The 21,406-nt window shown below is 37.3% G+C and carries 13 protein-coding genes; 3 read left to right on the top strand and 10 right to left on the bottom strand.

Going from position 1 to position 21,406, the window contains the following annotated elements; genetic code table 11:
- Nucleotides 1-35 precede the first annotated feature (35 nt).
- The 7 genes from ABD005_RS13650 to ffh all read right to left on the bottom strand — a co-directional run bounded on the left by ABD005_RS13650 (nt 36) and on the right by ffh (nt 11,164).
- Nucleotides 36-1,661, bottom strand: a complete 1,626-nt coding sequence (locus ABD005_RS13650; RefSeq protein WP_343818072.1) for a putative bifunctional diguanylate cyclase/phosphodiesterase — start codon at nt 1,659-1,661, stop codon at nt 36-38.
- Between the two features lie 8 nt (nt 1,662-1,669).
- A complete protein-coding gene (locus tag ABD005_RS13645) occupies nt 1,670-2,506 on the bottom strand; it encodes an outer membrane beta-barrel protein (protein WP_343818070.1) in 837 nt (278 codons plus the stop codon).
- Nucleotides 2,507-2,621: 115 nt separating this feature from the next.
- A complete protein-coding gene (locus ABD005_RS13640) occupies nt 2,622-3,575 on the bottom strand; it encodes a sterol desaturase family protein (protein WP_343818068.1) in 954 nt (317 codons plus the stop codon).
- Nucleotides 3,576-3,751: 176 nt separating this feature from the next.
- The gene (locus tag ABD005_RS13635) at nt 3,752-6,040 is read right to left on the bottom strand and encodes a TonB-dependent receptor family protein (RefSeq protein ID WP_343818066.1); all 2,289 of its coding nucleotides are present in this window, start codon (nt 6,038-6,040) and stop codon (nt 3,752-3,754) included.
- Nucleotides 6,041-6,042: 2 nt separating this feature from the next.
- The gene (locus tag ABD005_RS13630; RefSeq protein ID WP_343818064.1) at nt 6,043-7,305 is read right to left on the bottom strand and encodes an imelysin family protein; all 1,263 of its coding nucleotides are present in this window, start codon (nt 7,303-7,305) and stop codon (nt 6,043-6,045) included.
- Nucleotides 7,306-7,455: 150 nt separating this feature from the next.
- On the bottom strand, nt 7,456-9,306 hold the full coding sequence (locus ABD005_RS13625) for a DUF4856 domain-containing protein (protein WP_343818062.1): 1,851 nt from the start codon (nt 9,304-9,306) through the stop codon (nt 7,456-7,458).
- 472 nt (nt 9,307-9,778) lie between these two features.
- Nucleotides 9,779-11,164: a signal recognition particle protein gene (ffh, locus tag ABD005_RS13620; protein WP_215981360.1), complete on the bottom strand. Its 1,386-nt coding sequence runs from the start codon at nt 11,162-11,164 to the stop codon at nt 9,779-9,781.
- Between the two features lie 361 nt (nt 11,165-11,525).
- Between ffh and ABD005_RS13615 the strand changes: the two genes are divergently transcribed.
- Entirely contained in the window at nt 11,526-12,326 is an 801-nt protein-coding gene (locus ABD005_RS13615) for a cytochrome C assembly family protein (RefSeq protein ID WP_343818059.1), read from the top strand.
- Between the two features lie 122 nt (nt 12,327-12,448).
- Nucleotides 12,449-13,729, top strand: a complete 1,281-nt coding sequence (locus ABD005_RS13610) for an HlyC/CorC family transporter (RefSeq protein WP_343818057.1) — start codon at nt 12,449-12,451, stop codon at nt 13,727-13,729.
- A gap of 432 nt (nt 13,730-14,161) precedes the next feature.
- On the opposite strand, the gene ABD005_RS13605 is transcribed toward ABD005_RS13610, so the two are convergent.
- The 3 genes from ABD005_RS13605 to ABD005_RS13595 all read right to left on the bottom strand — a co-directional run bounded on the left by ABD005_RS13605 (nt 14,162) and on the right by ABD005_RS13595 (nt 20,489).
- Complete coding sequence (locus tag ABD005_RS13605) at nt 14,162-14,782, bottom strand: transglycosylase SLT domain-containing protein (protein WP_215981363.1); 621 nt, start codon at nt 14,780-14,782, stop codon at nt 14,162-14,164.
- Between the two features lie 982 nt (nt 14,783-15,764).
- Nucleotides 15,765-17,345 carry a glutamate--cysteine ligase gene (gene gshA, locus ABD005_RS13600; protein WP_343818055.1) on the bottom strand — a complete coding sequence of 527 codons (1,581 nt, stop codon included), beginning with the start codon at nt 17,343-17,345 and terminating at the stop codon, nt 15,765-15,767.
- 183 nt (nt 17,346-17,528) lie between these two features.
- Nucleotides 17,529-20,489 (bottom strand): M16 family metallopeptidase, encoded by a 2,961-nt coding sequence (locus ABD005_RS13595; RefSeq protein WP_425544903.1) that lies wholly within the window; start codon nt 20,487-20,489, stop codon nt 17,529-17,531.
- Between the two features lie 9 nt (nt 20,490-20,498).
- Here ABD005_RS13595 and ABD005_RS13590 point away from each other — a divergent pair, with 9 nt between their 5' ends.
- Complete coding sequence (locus ABD005_RS13590) at nt 20,499-21,191, top strand: TIGR01621 family pseudouridine synthase (RefSeq protein WP_343818051.1); 693 nt, start codon at nt 20,499-20,501, stop codon at nt 21,189-21,191.
- Nucleotides 21,192-21,406 lie beyond the last annotated feature (215 nt).

Genomic DNA, 21,406 nt, shown 5'->3' with positions numbered 1-21,406 from the left:
TTTGCTTTATTGGTAAAGTATCTGCTTAAAAAGTATTAGTGACTAGGCGGTAAAACACCTTTTTGAAGTAGTAATGCAAACTCTTCTGCACTCACTGCACGACTAAAGTAAAACCCTTGAGCCGAGTCTGTTAGTGTTGTGCGAATAAATTCATACTGCTCTTTAGTTTCAATTCCTTCTGCGGTAATTTTTAGTCCTAAATTATTCGCTAACGTAACAATAGCGTTAGTAACGATAGTATCTTCGCGGTTATGTGGAATATGTTGAATAAAACTTCTATCAATTTTAATACGGCTTAATTGTAATTTACGTAAATAACTCATTGAAGAGTAACCTTTACCAAAGTCATCCAACGCAATTACAACACCTAATCCCGACAAGTACTCAAGCTGCTGAATAGATAATTCTGGGTCTTTCTTAATAGCAGTCTCTGTTAACTCTAACCCTAAATACTTGGCCTCTAAGTTAGTTACGGCTAACGTACGTTCAACTAACTTAGCAAAGCCGCGTAAACTTAACTCCTTAGCGGAAATATTCACCGAAACTGTAATAGTGGTATACCCCAAGTCTTGCCAGCGCTTATTTTGTTTACATACTTCAAATAATACCCATTCACCAATGCTGGTAATAATGCCTATTTCTTCCGCAATAGGGATAAAAACACTGGGCTCAATATTACCTAACTTAAAGCTATTCCAACGTAACAAGGCTTCTGCCCCTTTAATAGCTCCTGTTGTCACATTAACCACAGGTTGAAAATATAAAGTAAATTCATTACGCGCTATTGCTTTACGCAACTGCCTCGCTATTTTTTGCTTTTGCTCAGATTCTTTATTTAAGGCAACAGAAAAAAATTTAAAGGTATTTTTACCCGAGTGCTTTGCATAGTACATCGCCGTATCAGCATTTTTCATTAACTGCTGGGAGCTTTCGCCATCATTAGGGAAAATAGCAATACCAACACTAATACCGACATAAGCTTCTTGTTTTTGAATAATAAAAGGTTGCGATATTTTATCAATAAGCCGCTCTGCAAGAGCACTTATATCGCTAATAGAAAAGAGTGACTCAAGAATAATAACAAACTCATCCCCGGCGATACGCGCTAAAGTATCACCTGTTCTCAACTCATTAGATAAGCGCTCTGAGGCTTGCTTTAATAACTCATCGCCACCATCATGCCCTAAACTATCATTGACCTTTTTAAAGTCATCAAGATCAATAAACATCACTACGGCCATAGTATTACCACGCGTAGCATGGGCTAACGTATGTTCTAAACGATTTAAGCATAAACCTCGATTAGGCAAGCCTGTTAAGCCATCATAAAAAGCCAATCGCTTGATTTCTTCTTCTACTAGCATTCTTCGTTGCATCTCAGCACGTAAATAACTAGTGTTTCGAGTGATAATAGCAATGAGTGCAACTGCCGATATCATTAGCAATGTAAAAAACTCGTCTAGCTCCCATTCTTCATATTTTCGTGACAATTCAACTAACTGCTCAAAAGCATCGTAAGCTTGAGCAAACCAAAAAAGAATACCAGCAATAAAGACAATAGAGACAACTTCAGTGATAAAGCGATGCTTCTCTATTACCGTGGTACACTTTTTCGTTAGGTGCTTTATAGTCTTAATAGTCTTAATAGTCTTAATCAACAAAGTTAACCTTAAAACTCATATTGAAATTTAACCGTAAATGCGCGCTCTAAACGTTCATCATTATCACTTTGACCGTAAGCTAAACCCGCGATAAAACCATGATTATTTTGATAACTAAAGCCAACAGTGAACTGCGCTAATACTTCGGAATTACTCCCTTGTAATACATCTTCCTGCTCGCGCTCAACTAAATACTCAATCATTGCTGAAAAATTATCGTTAATCGGCCTAACAAACCCCAAGCCATAGCTTAATTCTGTTTCATCACCTTTATCGGCAACCCCATAAGCAAGGTTTGCATGTAAAAAGCCCCAAGCCTCAAGGTACTTACTAGCATTCACAAAACCTTCATAACCCCACTCTTCTGAGCGTATTGGCGCTTTATCGCTACTTGCTGCTATTTCAACACCGACCCCGATACTAACAACAGGTAAAACGCTGGTTTCTTGAATAACTTGGTAAATAAGTTCAATTTCAGGGTTACCAGCAGTTGAGGTGTTTATTTTAACATTGCCTTGGTAGCAACTACTTTTTTGATAAGGTAAAAAAAACTCAACCTGGAATCTGTCGGTAAAACCATATTCAACACCAAGCTTCCAAACATTATCAGTCCCCTTTTTTTGGTTTGGCTCACCGCTATAACTCACGTCTTGATAGCTAAGTCCAAATTGCCACTCCCCTTTTTCTTGGGTATAACCTTCTTCAAGTAAAAATAAAAAGTCTTGTTGATGCTCACTCTCATGACCATCAAAATCAATAGCTAATGCGTATGAAGATAAAGGAAATAAGAAAAGGATCGCATAAAAGTTACATATTCTTTTAATAGCACAGCAATAAAGCGTCATAACCTAAACCCTTACCGAATAAGTGCATTGAGTTAAGCAGATTAGTTTTATTATAGCCGAGCTGAAAATATTGAAAGGTTAAATGGAGAATTTAACCAAAAGCATAGAGCCTGTATTATAGTCGACGAGAAAATAAAGCCTGAATAGACTTCTTAAAAGGTTCAAGGTAAATTTGAACTAAGCTATGATGCCCTTTATGGTGCACACTAATGCCGTAAGTTATTTTACCAACGGCTGACGCTTTAATAAGGCAAGAAAAAAGACGATCCCAAACAGCAAGCGCTGAGCCGAAATTACGATCAAAATGTTTTGGGTTATCACTATGGTGTATTTGATGCTGTGCAGGGCTAATTAACCACCCTTCTATTTTATCTCCCCAGCTCAACCAAATATGGCTATGACGTAAATTAGAGCCAAAAATATTAAAAAGAAAAACAAAAGCATTCGCCCCTAAAATATCATACATTTTTAAGGTTGGCCCAAAGAGGTAATAACAAAGCCCAACAACAAAGCCTTGAGTGACTGCCATTCTAAAAGCATACAGTAGGCTCTCTATTGGGTGACTTCTGTATATAGTAAAAGGCGTTAACACTAAAGCCGAGTGATGTACTTTATGAAACTCCCATAACATAGGTACTTTATGTAAAAGGTAGTGCAGTAAAAATCGGGTAAAATCATCAATAACAAATAGCAACAAAGTAAATATGATAATGATGCTGGCACTTGACCATTCAATTGGCGGGTTTACCCCAAAGACACTTTCAAAGCCAGAAGAAACCGCAATAGCAATAGGTGCCATGCTAAAAACAACAAAAGGAAATAATGCTGATTTAATTAGTTTATTAATAAAAAATAACGCGTAGTCATGCTTAGCCGACTGATGCGTATAAACCGACTTAGGAAACAAGAAACACCAAAAATCAACTACCGAAAATTGGCTTGATGTTTTGATAAAAACAGGAACAGCTAACAGTATCGCCGAGAGTAAATAAACAAAGTAAATACGTTTATTAGCGTCAAACAAATAGTCGCTTAGCTCTACAATATTCCCTGAAAGAAAATCGAACACTAGTACTCCGCAAAGACTCAAATTAAAAAGCTAAATCAAATTGTTAACACAGTTTGATTTAGCTTTAGCGAGTTAACCAATGAATTACCATCGATTAACGATTTTTCATTTTAAACCATTAGACGTTAATAGTAACGTCAGTAGCTTAAAGGCTATAACATTTGGAGCTATACCCCTTAAAAATTATACTGATAACCTACAAAAAACTGTTGTGGTTTACTAGGTCTTGCACCATAAGGGCGACGACTAATAATTTCTTCACTTTCAAAAAGGTTGTCAGCTTTTACATAAATTTTACCGTAATTACCCAAGTAATAACTGGCTGATAAATCCACTACCGAATAAGCTTTTGTGCTAATACCTGATAAAGTGACGCCATCACCCGAAGCTTCAAGCATATCATCAACATATCGAGCTATTAAGTTGATGTCCCATTGCTCGGCGGTAATACCAATATTTATCGTTAATTGGTTTTCAGGTAAATAAGGTACTGCGTCACCTGCTTCAATATCACCCCACATAGGGAAGTCTGAGCTAAAGGTGTTTTTAAACTCAGAGTCGGTGTAGGTATAAACCACAGATAATGGTAAGTCGAGTTGCTTAGTTAACTCAGCAGTATACCCTGCGGTAAACTCTAAGCCGTACACGTCAACTTCACTACCATTAAACTCTTTATCTAAACTATCACCACAAGATGATGCGGCAGAAAAAGAACAGCTTTCTTTAAGATTACTCACATCGTTGAAGAAAAATATTGCTTCAACATTGGCATTACCATTGTTATAGCGACCGCCAAATTCATAATTGACACTTTTTTCAATATCAACTTCTGGACCTTCTTTCGGGCTGGTTGGCACAAATCCTTGATGCACACCAAAAAGTAAACCAGCACTATCACTTAAAGTATAAAAAGCACTTAAGCTAGGTAACCAAATACTTGAGCTTTTCTTCTGCCAATCATCTTCTTCACCTACTTTTCGGTTTTGGTAAGTTGAGTCAATAAACTCACCACGTACACCTAAGGTGACAGCAAGTGCTTCATAATTAATAGTATCTTTGAAGAACACAGAAATAGCATCAGTTTTTTCACGATTAGTGGTAGTTGCTACTTGCGCACTTCCGTCACTGACTAGCTGCGCTGAGCGCATATTAAAGCTATCGGTAGTATGATTACGCTCAATTTGATCTTGATGAAAACGTATACCCGTATTAAATTTATGGGTAAAACCTAGTAGGTTAACATCGAAGAAAATATCACTTTGAATACCTTGTGAGTAATACTCACGAGCGTTATCACCTACAATAATTTTTTCGTGCTCTGCTAAGCTATTAGCTTGACCGGTTAATATTTGATAAAAACGTGCATTAACATCACTGTCAGGGTTCGCTAAAATATCCTGTAAGTCGCTGTTAATTAAACCGCCCTTAAAGCCGTTAATTTTAAACCATGAACGCTCAAATTCATTACGATATACATGAGTGGTTATATCAAAGCTTTGCGTTTGCATGAAATGCGTGAACTGAATTTGCTGATGCTGCCAATCCATTTTGTCTAACTGGCTGGCACTATAACGGCGATTAGGTGATTGATAAAAGTCATCATCGGTTAAGCCTAAATAGCTCTCATTAGATAACTCGTCAGCATAAGACAACTTTAAGCCAAAGGTATGTTCAATATCACCTGTGGTTAAATCATAGCGAAATTTAGCCATGATGTCGTTTTTATCAAAGCCTGTATCGCTACTGCCATTATCGTTAACACTATCAAGGGTTTTAAAACCCTCTGACTGCATGTTAATGCCTTCAATCAAAACACCTAAATTACCAAAGGTATTACCGTAAAAGCCATGAACTTTCGAATAAGCATCTGTGCCAAGTGATACATCAATCATACCTTCTTGGGCATCAGGTACCGCTCTGGTATTCATATTTAATGCACCAGCAACAGTATTAGGACCATATTTAATAGCTGCAGGGCCTTTAAATACTTCTAGTGAAGTCATTTTGCTCATCATAGGGAAGTAATAAGCCGCAGGCGCAGAATACGGCGCAGGACCAATGAGAATGCCGTCTTCCATTACTGTGATTTTTTTACTACGTTCCGGTGTCGCCCCACGAAAGCCAATGTTCGGGCGTAAGCCAAAACCGTCTTCTTCACGAATGTTAATACCCGGTACGTTATAAAGTACGCGGTTAATATCATCAAACTTAAATTTTTCTAATTCAACTTCGCCAATTAAAGTAGCTGAGCCAGCCTCGGTTCTAAGCTTGTCGTTGTGACCGATAATTTGTAAGCGCTCAACAAAGTCAATTTTTTCTTCGGTATTAGCTGTTTGGCTAGTTACCGTACTCGTTTGAGTATTGCTGTTTTGAGCATCGTTAGCGTTTGCCATCACGGGTGATAAAGCAATAGCTAATGCTATGGTAACTTGAGATAAGCTAAAAGGTTTTGAAATGTAAGCCATGATTAATCGTTATCTCCTGCAGCAGTTTTTGGTAGCTCTAAAGCAAGACTTTGAATAAAGTCACTTTTCAATTTATCGCTGATATTTTTAACTTCATCATGGGTTTCCATGACCTTATCAGGATCATCACTTAACGTTTTAGCAAGTGAGGCTTGATAGTTTTGCGCCGAGCTTAGTGCATTGTCGATATATTCATTAATGCTATCAGCCGTTATGGTGTCACCAACGTCTTTTAGATAATCCGTAAAACCTAAAGCGGTTAGCTCATCGATGTTTTGGCTACCGTGCATAAACATTTTTAACGCTTGTAAGTTATTAATTATATTCTCTAGTGAGTGTTCACTATATGTTGACTCTACCGCCGAAGGACATGCCTGTGCGCCACACTCATTGGCGAATAAACCTAATGGGGTTGCCAGCTTGCCATCTTTTGTAAACTTAGTGAAATAGAAAATAGCATCACTTAATCGATTAACCGCATCATGTTCGGTTGTAAACTCACTATCGCTATTACCTGCTGCTTTTAACTTAGCGGCGTAACCACTTTCGCCATTATTTCCTAACCAAGTGGTTAGTAACGTTTGACTACTATTATAAATGTCACCCGCAACCACTTCTGCAAATTCACAACGAGCAATTTTCCGGTATTGTTCGGTTTGATTATTCCAGCCTTGCGGTACTGTTGAGCCAGTACAACTGTGAGCTAAGTCATCGTTAAACAGCAAGTATTCTAACGCCACTAGGCTTTTTCTAGATGCCGTACGTTTAGTAATATCATAAGGCTGACCATTAACAACGCCCTCTTTAAAAAAGCTAATATCTAAATCAACACCACAACTATTTTTAGTTGGCCATGAATAAATGTTGTTACGTAATGCACCATCATCTTCTAATAAAGGAGGTAGTTGCATCATTTCAGCTTGTTGCCAGATATTCATCGTTGAGCGCCAGCTATTTTGAGCCGCTAACTTACTCTCATCAATAAGTGCTGAACCAGACTTTTCTTGCTGACAATAAGCGCTAATCGCTTGCTGCTGCTCTAAAGCGACCACTGAAAATTGCTCAAAAGTAGGCGTAATTACTTTATCAACAATACTTGCAACTAACTGACCTTGATTAAAGTCGGTATTCGTATCGCTACCTTGATTGAAGCCGTCACCACTCGTTGAACTTGAGCTTTCACCACAAGCACTTAAGTAAAAAACAGAACTAAGCGCTAAAGCAACTAAGGTTTTCGTTGAGTTTATTTTTTTGGTTTGAATCATTAAAAATATTACCTTTTTTGAGCCTTATTCTTTCACGTAAATTTTAACAGGCTTAAACGCAATAAAGCTCGAACACTTCCCTGTTCAAGCTTTATTGATTATTGTTAACGTCCTACGACCTAAAGTTAACCTTTAGGCTAACAATTATCGTTACCAGTTTGCTACTGTTTTTTCATCAAGATCATACACATCTTTCAATAAGTCGCGCGCAATGAGTAACCTAACTCTGTATTCTGCAACACTGCGATTCCCAAATTCTGGTGTATTGGTTAATGCTGGTGCATCTTCAATATAAGCATGAAGTCTTACAAAATCTGCATCAGATAAAGGTGAGTAAGGATTAAATTGTAAACCTAAAGCAAAACCTTTTAATTCAGAGAAGTGTTTAGCTGCCGTTACAAAGTCAACTTTTTCTCCCTCTTCTAACGGTAAAAGGTCTGCACGTAAATCGTTAATATAATGAATAACCGTGCCGACTACACTACGTTCCCATGCATCAAGCGCGATATCACGGTGCTCTTTTAATTCGACTAATTGAGCTTCTGTAAAGCCTATACCAGCATTGTCATTAATCAACTTACGACCAGCTAAGAAAGCATCCATCGCTTGTTTAGTGTAATCTGTTGCGTTCGGGTTTTCTGAGCCATCCGCCAATAACTTTGAGCCTCGGTCACGCTTTGCTGCGTTACCTGAGTTACCAAAGTTTTTCTCACTAAGTAAGTCAATTACTCCATCACCATTAGTGTCGTGTTGACCATTCCAAGCTAGGCGACCATTTGACTCATCGTCCTTAACTTTGCCAGCAATTTCATCATCGCTATACGATAAATAGTCTCTTGCGGCTCCAAAATAACCAAAGCCTTCGTCAAATTGATGCTCTAAGTTTGTGTAACCACTTTTAACAAGAGCTACGTTATCAGTAAGAAAACCTTTACCTTCAGTCTCATGACCAAAATAATCATCAGCTGATTGCGAGTATGCTATCGACATTAATAAGAATTTTTGAATTAATTGATTTAAATCAGTACCGTCATAGTTTACATAAACAGGAATTTCATTTTCTGTGGTTTGCTCTGCACCTGGTACGTAACGTTTCCCCCCTGGGTTTTCCATAGCATTGTTAGCTATTTGTTCAAAATAATATTGAACTAAGCCATGAGGTGTTTGCTCTTCCGATGGAACATTTTTCCAGTTAGACCAACCTGAGAATTCAATAGAACCAGCAATAAGCTGGCCCGCTTCATCTTCCTGACCGTTCCAAAACTTGTGTTGGCCTTTAACATCATTACCTGCAACTTTATCTTTAAGTGATTTGTAGCTACCAAGATCTGCAAATGATTCCTGCTTCGCATCGGTAAAGGTAATTGGAAAATTATCCCATGCATTTTGATCGCGATGATAAAAACCGTTCAACTTAGCAATAACTTCATCTTTAGTAGAAATGCCTTGTTCAAGGTCAAACGCTAAACCAGCACCTGATGAGCTCTTTGCGCCAATGTAATGTTTCAATTCAGCGATGAGTGCATGACGTGTAGTTTGACCGCCGTAAGCAACACTTGACATAGTAGCGTCATCAACTTTGCTTTTAAATTCATAAAAGTCTAATAAATCATTTACAGTAATGGTTAATGCTTGAGTATGACTTAAACCACCGTTATCGGTAACTGTTACATTTAAAGCCACAGTTTCAGTTGCTTCAAAATCAAAGCTAGTGCTATCTTTTAAGCTAAGCTTATCGCCAGCAATAGCGAATAACTCGTTATCTGTAGTGAAGGTAAATGTATCGCCTGCGTTAGCATCGGTCGCGCTTAAAGTACCGACTTCAACACCGGTTACGTTTTCATCAACAGTGTTTGCTGACAGTGTTACTGCTGTAGGCGCGCTATTAGTTGGAGTTGTGCTAGTGTCGTCTTTTGAACCACTGCTTGAACCGCCACAAGCTGTTAATGTTGAGCTGGCTACCATTACGGCAATAGCTAATGCTTTTCTTTTGAATTCCATGTATTACTCCGTTCTGCTTATACAAATAAAGTAGTTATTTAATTAAGACTTTATTGCTTAGCCTTTCTTGTTAATTTTAATTATGCACATACTACACAAACTTAAACACAAATACGAATAGATATCATAAAGATGTAACAATTAATTACAAACGCAAATAATTCTCATAAAGATAACGTTTAATAATATACGTTATACTGAACGAAGCACAAAAGTTGCACCAACCAAAAAAACCGCATAAAACACTGATTATATTAATTTTTAGTGTTCACATGTAAATACTGTTAGTGCTTCAGCTTTATAATGCTGACATAACAAACTAGAAAGCACTAACTATAGAGTCTTATTCAATTGCATCGTCACCCATATTTTACCGACAAAAAAAGTGGCCTAAGCCACTTTCTATTATAATTCTAAGTACTGATTTATTGATGAACAACCGACAACACTAACAGCTACTTCATCGATTGTCTTAACGGCCAAACATGCCACCACCACCGCCCATACCGCCTGGTGGCATCATACCTTGCATAGAGCGCATCATTTTTTTCATACCGCCTTTGCCAGACATTTTCTTCATCATTTTTTGCATTTGACTAAATTGTTTTAGCAACTTATTCACATCTTGAATTTGTGTGCCTGAACCAGCAGCAATACGGCGCTTACGCGAACCTTTAATAACATCAGGGTTTTCTCGTTCCCCTGGTGTCATTGAATTAATAATAGCTTCCATTTGTACGGTAATTTTATCATCCATTTGATCTTTTACTTGCGCAGACATATTCCCCATACCTGGTAACTTGTCCATAAGTCCCATCATGCCGCCCATGCTTTTCATTTGCACGAGTTGATCACGAAAGTCCTCTAAGCTAAAGCCTTTACCACTTTTAACTTTTTTCGCTAACTTTTCAGCTTGCTTGCGATCAACTTTTTGTTCAATTTCTTCAACTAGCGATAAAACATCGCCCATACCTAAAATACGAGAGGCAATACGGTCAGGGTGAAATGGCTCTAATGCTTCAATTTTTTCACCAACACCCATAAACTTAATAGGCTTGCCAGTAATATGACGAATTGATAATGCAGCACCACCGCGAGCGTCACCATCAGTTTTTGTTAAAATAACCCCAGTTAATGGCAAGGCATCATTAAATGCTTTAGCTGTATTAGCAGCATCTTGACCTGTCATTGCATCAACGGTAAACAAAGTCTCAATTGGGTTAATGGCGCTGTGCAGCTCTTGAATTTCCCCCATCATATCTTCGTCAATATGTAAGCGACCGGCGGTATCAACAATTAATACATCAAAGAAGTTTTTCTTAGCGTGATCTATAGCGGCATTAGCAATATCAATCGGCTTTTGTTTAATATCACTTGGGAAAAAAGCAACGTCAATTTCATTCGCTAGAGTTTCTAACTGCTTAATAGCTGCAGGACGATATACATCGGCACTCACAACTAAGACTTTTTTCTTTTCACGCTCAGTTAAAAATTTAGCTAACTTAGCAACAGAGGTAGTTTTACCAGCACCTTGTAAACCAGCCATTAATACAACGGCTGGTGGCGCTGCACGTAAATCAAGTGCTTCGTTAACTTCACCCATTGCAGATTCAAGCTCTTTTTGTACTATTTTGACAAACACTTGACCTGGAGTAAGGCTTTTAGAAACATCGGTACCAACAGCTTTTTCTTTAACTTGTTTAACAAATTCACGAATAACCGGCAGAGCAACGTCAGCTTCAAGTAACGCCATACGTACTTCACGCAGGGTATCTTTAATATTATCTTCGGTTAAACGGCCACGGCCACTAATATTTTTAAGCGATTTACTTAAACGATCGGAAAGATTCTCAAACATGAATTACTCTAACAACGAAATATTGACGAAATTTATAGCGCTATTATACCCAACTAAACTTGAAATGCGAGCATCTGCCATGGTTACACTACGAGTAATAGAGGTCGATACATTTACTTACCCACTAATTTGATTTTAGCGCAATACGCTATTGATATTACGAGGCAAATGCAGCATGCTCATCAAATATCAAACGATATTGATAATTAATACTGTTTTAGCTTATTAATACACATTATTTATACGTAATCTCTAAGGTACCTTTATTATTCTAGGTCAATGATATTGCTTAATGGCATGGCGCTAATATCATTATCTGATAGAATATTTTTACTTAAATTTCATATTGTAGGAACTGTTTGTGAATTTTTTGGTTATTGGCTCTAGCATCGCTTTTATTGCTTATATGCTTGCTACGCTTGCGGTAGTATCGCGTTTATTTCACCCTAAAGGGCCAAATATCCCCTTAGTGCTTGGCTTAGCAACCGTTGCTATTATTGTTCACGCAATAAATGATATGCAATTGCTTTTTGCTCAAGACACAATTAATTTCAGCCTACCTAATGTTATTTCTTTGGTGAGTTTGGTTATAACCACTACGGTAACCTTAGTGGCCTTGCGCTTTAAAGTGAACTTATTATTACCCGTTATATATGGCTTTACTGGTTTATGGCAATTAGCGGTTATTTTTATTCCTCCGATTGAGTCAATACCGCTAGTTGTTGGTAAAATTGTATTGCTAAGCCACATAGGTTTAGCTCTCATTGCCTATTGTATTTTAATTATTGCAACCTTATATACCTTTCAAGTGACTTACATTAACCTAAAATTAAAAAGTAAAAACTTAACGGCTGTTGCTCATTTACCGCCTTTAATGCAGGTAGAACGTCAGCTGTTTAATATTTTATCTTTAGGTACTGCCATATTATTTGTTAGCGAGTTAATTGGCTTTTTCTTTTTAGATGGTTTCTTAGCTAAAGAAAACGCCCATAAAACCGTGTTATCGTTAATGGCTTTTGCTTTATACTGCGTTATTGTTTGGGGTCACTTTAGAAAAGGTTGGCGCGGACATCGCGTATTAGTATTGATGATTTCAGCAAGTAGTTTACTTACTTTAGCTTACTTCGGTAGCCGATTTGTTAAAGAGTTCATCTTAAGATAAGTCTATTAAGATACGCCTTTACATAACATCAGTAGCGACATCATTAAATAAAAGCTAAAATAGCGGGCTAACGTTGAATATTCCGTTAGCTTAACTTTATATAAACAGAGGAATTCCCCTTCTTGGACAGTATATCCACCGAAGTACTATTTATCATTCTAGGCATGTTGGTATTAATGTCAGCTTATTTTTCAAGTTCTGAAACCGGTATGATGTCGCTCAACCGCTATCGACTTCGCCATCTTGAAAAGCAAAAACACAAAGGGGCCAAGCGCGTTAGTAAGCTACTTAACCGCCCTGATCGACTTATAGGTTTAATCTTAATTGGTAACAACTTAGTTAATATTGCTGCCTCTGCTATTGCCACTATTATAGGTTTGCGTTTATTTGGTGATATGGGTGTGCTGGTTGCCACAATAGCCCTAACACTAATCATTTTAATTTTTGCTGAAGTTACCCCTAAAACACTCGCTGCCCTTTACCCAGAAAAAGTTGCCTTCCCAAGTTCAGTTATTTTATCTATTTTATTAAAGGTACTTTTCCCGTTTGTTATTATGTTGAATTGGATAACTAACGGCTTACTTATGCTTATTGGTGTTAGCTCAGAGCAACGTGAGCAACATAGTTTAAGTAGTGAAGAGTTACGGACGGTAGTAAATGAGTCTGGTGCTTTATTACATAAACGCGACCAAGATATGTTGGTGAGTATTTTAGACTTAGAAAAAGTTTCCGTTGAAGATATTATGATACCGCGTAGTGAGTTAGTGGGTATTGACGTTAATGGCAACTGGAAAAAAATTCAAAAACAATTAACGCAAGCAACCCATACCCGTGTTTTATTATATCGAGATAAAATTGATAACGTAGTCGGTTATATCCATGCTCGCGATGCCTTAAAACTTTTATCAAAAAACCAATTTAACAAAACTACACTACTTAGAGCAGTACGTGAGCTTTACTTTATTCCTGAAGGAACAACGCTCAACATCCAACTATTAAAATTTCAACATGCGAAAGAGCGCTTAGGCTTAGTTGTAGATGAATATGGCGATATACAAGGCTTAGTAACGCTTGAAGATATACTTGAAGAAATAGTGGGTGATTTTACAACAACAATGACCCCCACACCAAGCGATGCTGTTACCTTACAGCCAGATAGCAGCTACTTAGTTGATGGTGGTGCGAGTATTCGCGATATTAATAAAGAAATGTCTTGGAAGTTACCTACCGACGGACCTAAAACATTAAACGGTTTAATTGTTGAATACTTAGAAGACATCCCTGAAAGTAATATTAGCCTACGTATAGCTGGCTACCCTGTTGAGATAATTGATGTTGCCGACAATAAAATTAAAACGGTGCGAGTTATGCCTGAACATTTTATTAGTCAGACAAATGATTAATAACTTTACTAACTCAACACTAATGTACTTAACCTGAACTCGGTTTAAAAGATATTTAACAAATTTAAATATTAGCAAAATTATTTTCTGCTCAAAAAATAACAGATATAAATACCGACATAAAGTTATCCAAAAAGTTATCCACAGGCATAGCTAATATTTTTAACTTATTAGCTTTCCACAATTTCTGTGGATAACATATCCTACCCCTATAAATTACAGCCTTTAGCATTTTCAACATTTATTTAACAAAAATAATAACTTTATTTTGTTATTTTTCTCTTAAATAAGTAGCTATTTCTACAGCTACTATTCCTGCTCGCTTAAGAGGATTTTCGTGCTAAAAAAACTAAATTGGCAAGATTTATGCGTTGTACAGTTACTAATCTATAAGGCTTTCAGGCAATTTTTACATTTTGGCTATATTTACAGCTAACCAAAAAATAATCTCCATAACCAGCCATGCTGAAACTCTTTCTCACAACTTTTTAACTGACTACTATAACGACGCGCACGATCATCTACTTTGCGTGAAACTTTCATCAACCAAGGCTTCTTTTTGTAACTTTTACGTTTAAAGCCACCCCAGCCTTCGTGGTAATTTAAATATTGATTGTAAGCATCCCACTTAGAAACACCATTTACTTTTTGGGTTTTATAAATAAACCAACCCATAAAATCAATTGCATCATCAAAATCTTCCCTGCTTGCCCAGTTATTGCCTGTTTCACGCGTATAGTCATCCCAGGTCATGGTTTTCGCTTGAGAGTAACCATAAGCAGTACTCACTCTTCCCCATGGAATAAACCCTAAAAGATAATCTCTAGGAGGTAAGGCGTTATGGCGAAACGAGCTTTCTTGGTACATCATACTGATAGGCACATGAATCGGAACACCCCAGCGCTCTTGAGTTGCTTTAGCAGCATCATACCAATCTCTGTGCTCTCTAAATATTTCACAGATATTTTCAGGGTTTTTAGGAGGAGGCGTTGCGCAACTTGAGAGTAATATTACGCTTAACGTACTTGCCGTAATGGTTTTAAATTTAAACATAAAAAATCAACTAACTTACAGGTAGTTAAGATAATGCCAGAACTCATGACACATTGCATAAAAATAATTTAAGGAAAAAACAAATGAAATGGAACTAAATGAAAATACCATACTCTTACTTAACAGTAATGTTATTCCCTTATCATGTTTTTATACGCTCCGTTGTGAGCGTATTTTTTTGCCTAAAATTCAGTATGTCGTATTTAAACTGAATAAAATTAAAAATTTAGCTATTTTACTCAATAAAAGTAAAATTAAATTGAACTAACTAGCAAGACTACACTCTTACTTAACAGTAATGTTATTCCCTTAATGTTTTTTATACGCTCCATTGTGAGCGTATTTTTTTGTCTAAAATTCAGTATGTCGTGTTTAAACTGAATAAAATTAAAAATTTAGCTTATTTACTCAATAAAAGTAAAATTAAATTGAACTAACTAGCAAGACTACACTCTTACTTAACAGTAATGTTATTCCCTTATCATGTTTTTATACGCTCCGTTGTGAGCGTATTTTTTTGCCTAAAATTCAGTATGTCGTGTTTAAGCTGAATAAAAATTAAAATTTAGCTAATTTACTCAAGAAAAGTAAAATTAAATTGAACTAACTAGCAAGACTACACTCTTACTTAACAGTAATGTTATTCCCTTATCATGTTTTTATACGCTCCATTGTGAGCGTATTTTTTTGTCTAAAATTGGCCAAAACCTACTATTTACACTTAAAATAAAAAGATTGAATATTTTTTGAACTAATTAGAATATAAGCACTCTTATATTAGGAGTAATGTACTCCCTAGTGTTTCATGTTTTATACGCTCCTTAGTGGGCGTATTTTTTTGCCCTCATCTCATGCCATAGTAGTTAATATTACAGTGAAAAAACGCATAAAAAAAAGCTAACCCCATACATAAAATGTACATTGGGTTAGCCTTTATATGCATTAATAAAGCAATGACAGCGTTAGTCATTACTCCCTTACATTACTTATTAAAATAATGCTCTAAAAAATCATCAAAATTAAGCGTATCTTCATTTTCAATCGCTTGTCTCTCTATGTGCGACTGCTTAGCACTCTCAATAAAGTGCTCTTGTGAATAAAACTGATAATCGCGCTGTATTGCTTGCTCTTGATATTTTTTCGCTTGAGCTAACGAATAATCTGTTAGCTTTTGCTCTTGCACTATCGCTAATATTTGTGCTGATGGCGTTAAATTACTGTCGGTAATTTTGGCCCACTCACGTGTAACCGCTTCAGTGTATTTTGTGCTGTGGTAAGCCTGATCAAGTAAAGTTGCCACTTGCTGCATTTGCTCAAATAATTCATTACCCCACTGTTTTACTGACTTTTCTGTAGAAACGCCGTCAGTATTTATATCAGCGAGTAACAATGCGGGATCACGACCACGTAATACCACCTCATGCATATTTTTTTCATTAACACGCTGGCTTTCACAGTCAAGCTCGTGATCTCCTGCAAAGGCACAAAAGGTTAAAAACACATCTAAAAAGTAAACTTGCTCAATACTGATCCCTGTTTCAACAAAAGGGTTCACATCAAGAGCACGCACTTCAATATATTCAACACCACGTTTGCCTAGTGCTTGAGAAGGTTTTTCACCCGACTTAGCAACACGCTTAGGACGAATAGGAGCATATAGCTCATTTTCAATTTGTAATACGTTGTCGTTAAGTTGCTGATATTTACCGTCAACCTTCACGCCAATTTCGGCAAAATCATTTGATTTTAATTTAATCGCCTGTTGCACGGCCTCAACATAGTCAGCTAAATTGTTATAACAAATTTTTAATGATGATTGCTCGCTGCTGGTATAGCCTAAATCACTCATACGTAAAGAAGTCGCATGCTCTAAATACAAAGCGCCAAATGGTGTTTGTTTAAAAGGTAGCGAGGTTTCTCTACCTTGCAAGAATGAGCGACATATTACCGGTGAACTACCGTATAAATAAGGTATTAACCAGCAAAAGCGTTTGTAATTACGTAAAATTGAAAAATAACCTTCTGAGATAAACTCATCAAGTGGCTGAGTATTTTCATGTAAGCTTTGTTGTAACGTCCAAAAATCATGTGAAAAAGAAAAGTTAAAATGAATTCCAGCAATCACTTGCATCATAGAGCCGTAGCGGTTTTTCAAGCCTTGTCGATAAACCGTTTTCATCGTTCCTATATTAGAACTACCATATTGTGCCAGCTCAATGGTATCAGCATCGCTCACAAAGCAAGGCATACTCATCGGCCATAACCATTCACCTTCAATATTCTCGAAAGTAAACTTTTGAATATCTTGCAGCTGAGCAATAGTTTGCTCTGGTGAGTGACTAACAGGCGTAATAAACTCTAATAATGATTCGGCATAATCAGTGGTGATCTGCTCATGAGTGAGTGCCGAGCCAAGTTGGTGATAATGACCATGAGTAGAGAGCTTCCCCTCGGGCAACACTCGTAATGCTTCTCGCTCTATGCCTCGACCAATACCTGTTAAAGCAGATAAGTTGTCGTGTTGGCTAAAAGCACCGATATAATCGTTTAATGATAATGTCAAAATCGTTCCTGTTTCATTAACTTGAGACGTTATTTATAGTTGCTACGTTAACAGCAAAAGGCTACCAAAAGATATGCACTAAAACATATTAACGTAATTTACGTTATGAAAAAGATAACCCTCAATTAGATATCAACTAAATGAGGGTTAACGTTGTGATTTCAATAGTTCAGAACAACTTTATTATTGCGCTAATGTTAAATCGACAACATCAACATTTAATTTTTCAAGTTGTGGTCTAACTATTTGACCGTCCCCAACCACAATCCATTGCATCGGCTTAGCTAATTCTTCAGCCGCAATAGCATTTAATTGTGCTAGCGTAATATTTTGAATAATTTCAGTTTGCTGCTCACCATAATTAGTGGGTAAATTAAATTGTAGCAACTGTCTTAAAAAGCCACTCTTTTGACTAGGCGTTTCAAAACTTAACGCTTCACTTTGTGAAATAGCTTGGCGCATAAAAGTAACTTCATCATCAGTTAGCCCTTTTTCTTGATAGTTTTTAATTTCATTTTCAATTTCAACCATAGCATCATAAGTGTGCTCTTTTTTCACACTTGCGCCTGCGCTGAAGCTTCCTTGCGTTTTACCACCAGAAAAATAACTCGATGCACCATAGGTATAACCTTTATCTTCACGTAAATTTAGATTAATACGGCTATTAAAAGCACGACCAAGTGGATAGTTCATTAAGCTAGCTTTAAAGTATTCTGAGGTTGCATCATAGGTCATAGCACGGCGAGATAGCTTAATTGACGACTGACTGGCATTAGGTAAATCAACAAAGTACACCTTGTTTGGTGTTACTTCAGGTAAGGTAAAATCAGTGTTTATGGTATAACTTTGTCCTTGCCATGATTTAAGGCGTTTAAGTTTAGGTAATAAATCGCCCCTACTAACATCGCCAACGACGACTAAGCTTGATTTACTTGGCGAGAAGTATTGCTTATAAAAGCCCTTAACATCAGCCAAGGTAATGGTATTTACGGTCGTGATTGTACCGCTATCGGCTAAACCAACACGATTACCTTTACCGTAAGTAACTTGTTTAAAAGCATTACGGGCTAAGGTACGAGCATCTTTATTTCCTTGCTCTAATCCTTGAATGGTTTGATTTTTAACGCGGTCAAAGTCTGCTTGTGCAAACAGTGGATTAAACATCATTTCATGTAATAGCACCAAAGTAGCATCTAGGTTTTTTACTAAACTACTGACACTAATAAAGGTATTACGTCCTGATGCGCCAAAAGATATGTCACTGCCTAATTTAGCAAGCTCATTCGAGAGTGCCTCTTTAGAACGTGCTAAAGTACCTTCATTCATTAAACTTGCAGTTAATTGCGCTAAGCCAGCTTTATCAATAGGGTCTAATAATGGACCGCCTTCAAGGCTTAATAATAAACTTACCGTCGGTGTTTCATTATTTTCGCTGGCAATAACCTCCATGCCATTCGCAAAACTTTCACGCCATAACTCAGGAACTTTCACTTGTGGATTTTCACCCGCACTTGGCATAACGCTACGGTCAAAATCACTAATATTTTTCATAATAGGCGTGTCTAACTCTACTACGGCTGGCGGGTTACTGACATCAGGCAAGGTAAAGTTATCAGCTTTAGCCACTAGCGCTTCTTGTCCGTGCGGCACTATCGATAAAACCGCAGCGCCTTTACCTTTAATGTATTGATTAAAAACACGCATGACATCGGCTTTAGTCACCTGGTTATAACGTGCCACTTGCTGCTCAGTATAATTAGCATCATCGAGCATAGTTTGGTAATGCGCCAAGTTAGAGACTTTACCCGAAACACTCTGTAAACCATAAATAGTATCAGTTTCAATACTGACTTTAGTTTTTAACAAATCGTCATCGTTAACGCCACGGTTTTCAAACTCAACCAACGTGTCGTTAATCACTTGCTCAATATTAGCTAATGCTAAACCTTGTTGAGGATTAGGCAAGGCGTAAAAATTCATTTGGCAAACCAACTCACGACATGGGTGACTGGTACCTGCTTGCACTGCAACACCTGATTTGACTAAATTTTTATAAAGTAGAGAGGTTGGACCGCCACCTAGAATATTCGCAAGCACATCAAGAGCAGGCTCATCGTCATGCATACCATAAACCGTTGGAAAACTGATATAAAGCAGTGGTAATGATACGTTGTCGCTAAAGGAGTAATAACGGTTATCTGCTAAGCTCACTGGCGTTTTCGCTAATGGCTCAACTGCAGGTCCTGCTTTAAGTTCACCAAAATACTGGTTAACCCAGGCAAGTGTTTGAGCTTCGTCAATATCACCACCGATAGTTAATACTGCATTGTTAGGGCCGTACCAGCGTGAGAAAAACTCTTTTAAGTCGGTAACGGTACCACGATCTAAATCACTCATATAACCAATAACCGGCCAAGAATATGGATGTTCTCGTGGAAATATCATTTGGTTAACGGTTTCATTTAAACGACCATAAGGACGATTATCAACGTTTTGTCCTCGTTCATTTTTTACTGTTGCTCGCTGTACTTCAAATTTTTCAGCGGTAATAGCCTCAAGTAAAAAACCCATACGGTCAGACTCTAACCACAACATTTTTTCTAACTGATTTTTAGGTACTGTTTCAAAGTAATTGGTACGATCTGAGTTGGTTGTGCCGTTTAAGTTACCACCACTTTGCGTTACCACTTTAAAGTGCTGCTCATCAGCCACGTTATTAGAGCCTTGAAACATCATATGCTCAAAAAAGTGAGCAAAACCCGACTTACCTAACTGCTCACGCGCCGAGCCAACATGATAAGTAACATCTACATGCACTAATGGATCGGAGTTATCTTGATGAAGAATAACCGTTAACCCATTCGCTAAGGTATATTTCTTAAAAGGAATATTAACAACGCCTTCTTGCGCCTTAACGCTCTCAACTAAACTAACGCCCTGTGGTAGCTCAACGGATGGCTGTTGATAGTTAGTACATGAGGCAATAACGGCAACACTGGCAGCAACAGCGGTAACGTTAAATAGTTTTTTAAACGCTGTACCACTAGCTAGTGAAAAATGAGAAAATTTAGACAAAATAGTGTCCTGTAAAAAGAGTAAAAAGGTGAGATTTAAATTATCATAGCAAACATAGCCTTTTAACATCCTATTAATATGTTTAAAATTATTTCAGAGCAGCCCGATTTTATTGTGGTTGATAAAAATATCGGCGTTAATTTTCATGATGAAGGAGATCTTGGCGCTGGGTTGTTTTCTCAAGTCAAAGCGTATTTGCAACAGCAGCATAGTCACAATGAACTTTATCCTGTGCACCGCCTTGATAAAATGACTTCAGGGCTTGTTATGTTTGCAAAAAATCAACACAGCGCTCAACGTTTTGGAGAGCTTTTTGCTAAGCATGATATTGAAAAATATTACCTTGCCATTAGCGATAAAAAACCGACCAAAAAACAAGGGCTAATCAAAGGCGATATGGCGAAAAGCCGCCGTGGAATGTTCAAATTAATGCGCACTATGGAAAACCCAGCAATTACTCAGTTTTTCTCTTACAGTGTTGCGAATAAACAGCGACTTTATTTATTAAAACCGCACTCGGGGAAAACTCATCAATTACGAGTGGCATTAAGTAGTATTAGCGCCCCAATAATTGGTGACCCTCTCTATAATAGCAATTCAGTTGCCGATAGAGGTTATTTACATGCCTATTGCCTTAAATTTACTTATGCTAATACGCCTTATACTTTTCTGGCTAAGCCAAGTACTGGCGAGTTATTTTTAGCTGACTCTACCACTCAAGCGTTAGCCTTATTAAATGAACCTTGGCTACTTAATTGGCCAAAACTATAAATAACCATGTAGTGGCATATATGTGCCCTAACTAACCTGAACTCGGTTTAAGAAGTGCTTAACAAATTGAAATATAAGAAAAAATTACTCTTCAGAATCTCTAGCTTGATAGTTTTTCTTCTTTTCATATGATAAGCAAGGTAAATTTCGCGTCAATAGCTGGCCTATTGCAAGTAAATTTAACGAAGAAGTTAGGAAAAATAGCTGCTAGAGAA

Origin of the sequence: Colwellia asteriadis (genome assembly GCF_039523295.1) — a bacterium.
GTDB lineage: Bacteria > Pseudomonadota > Gammaproteobacteria > Enterobacterales > Alteromonadaceae > Colwellia > Colwellia asteriadis.
The sequence above is the reverse complement of the archived record's forward strand: the minus strand, read 5'-3'. Positions and strand labels throughout refer to the sequence as shown.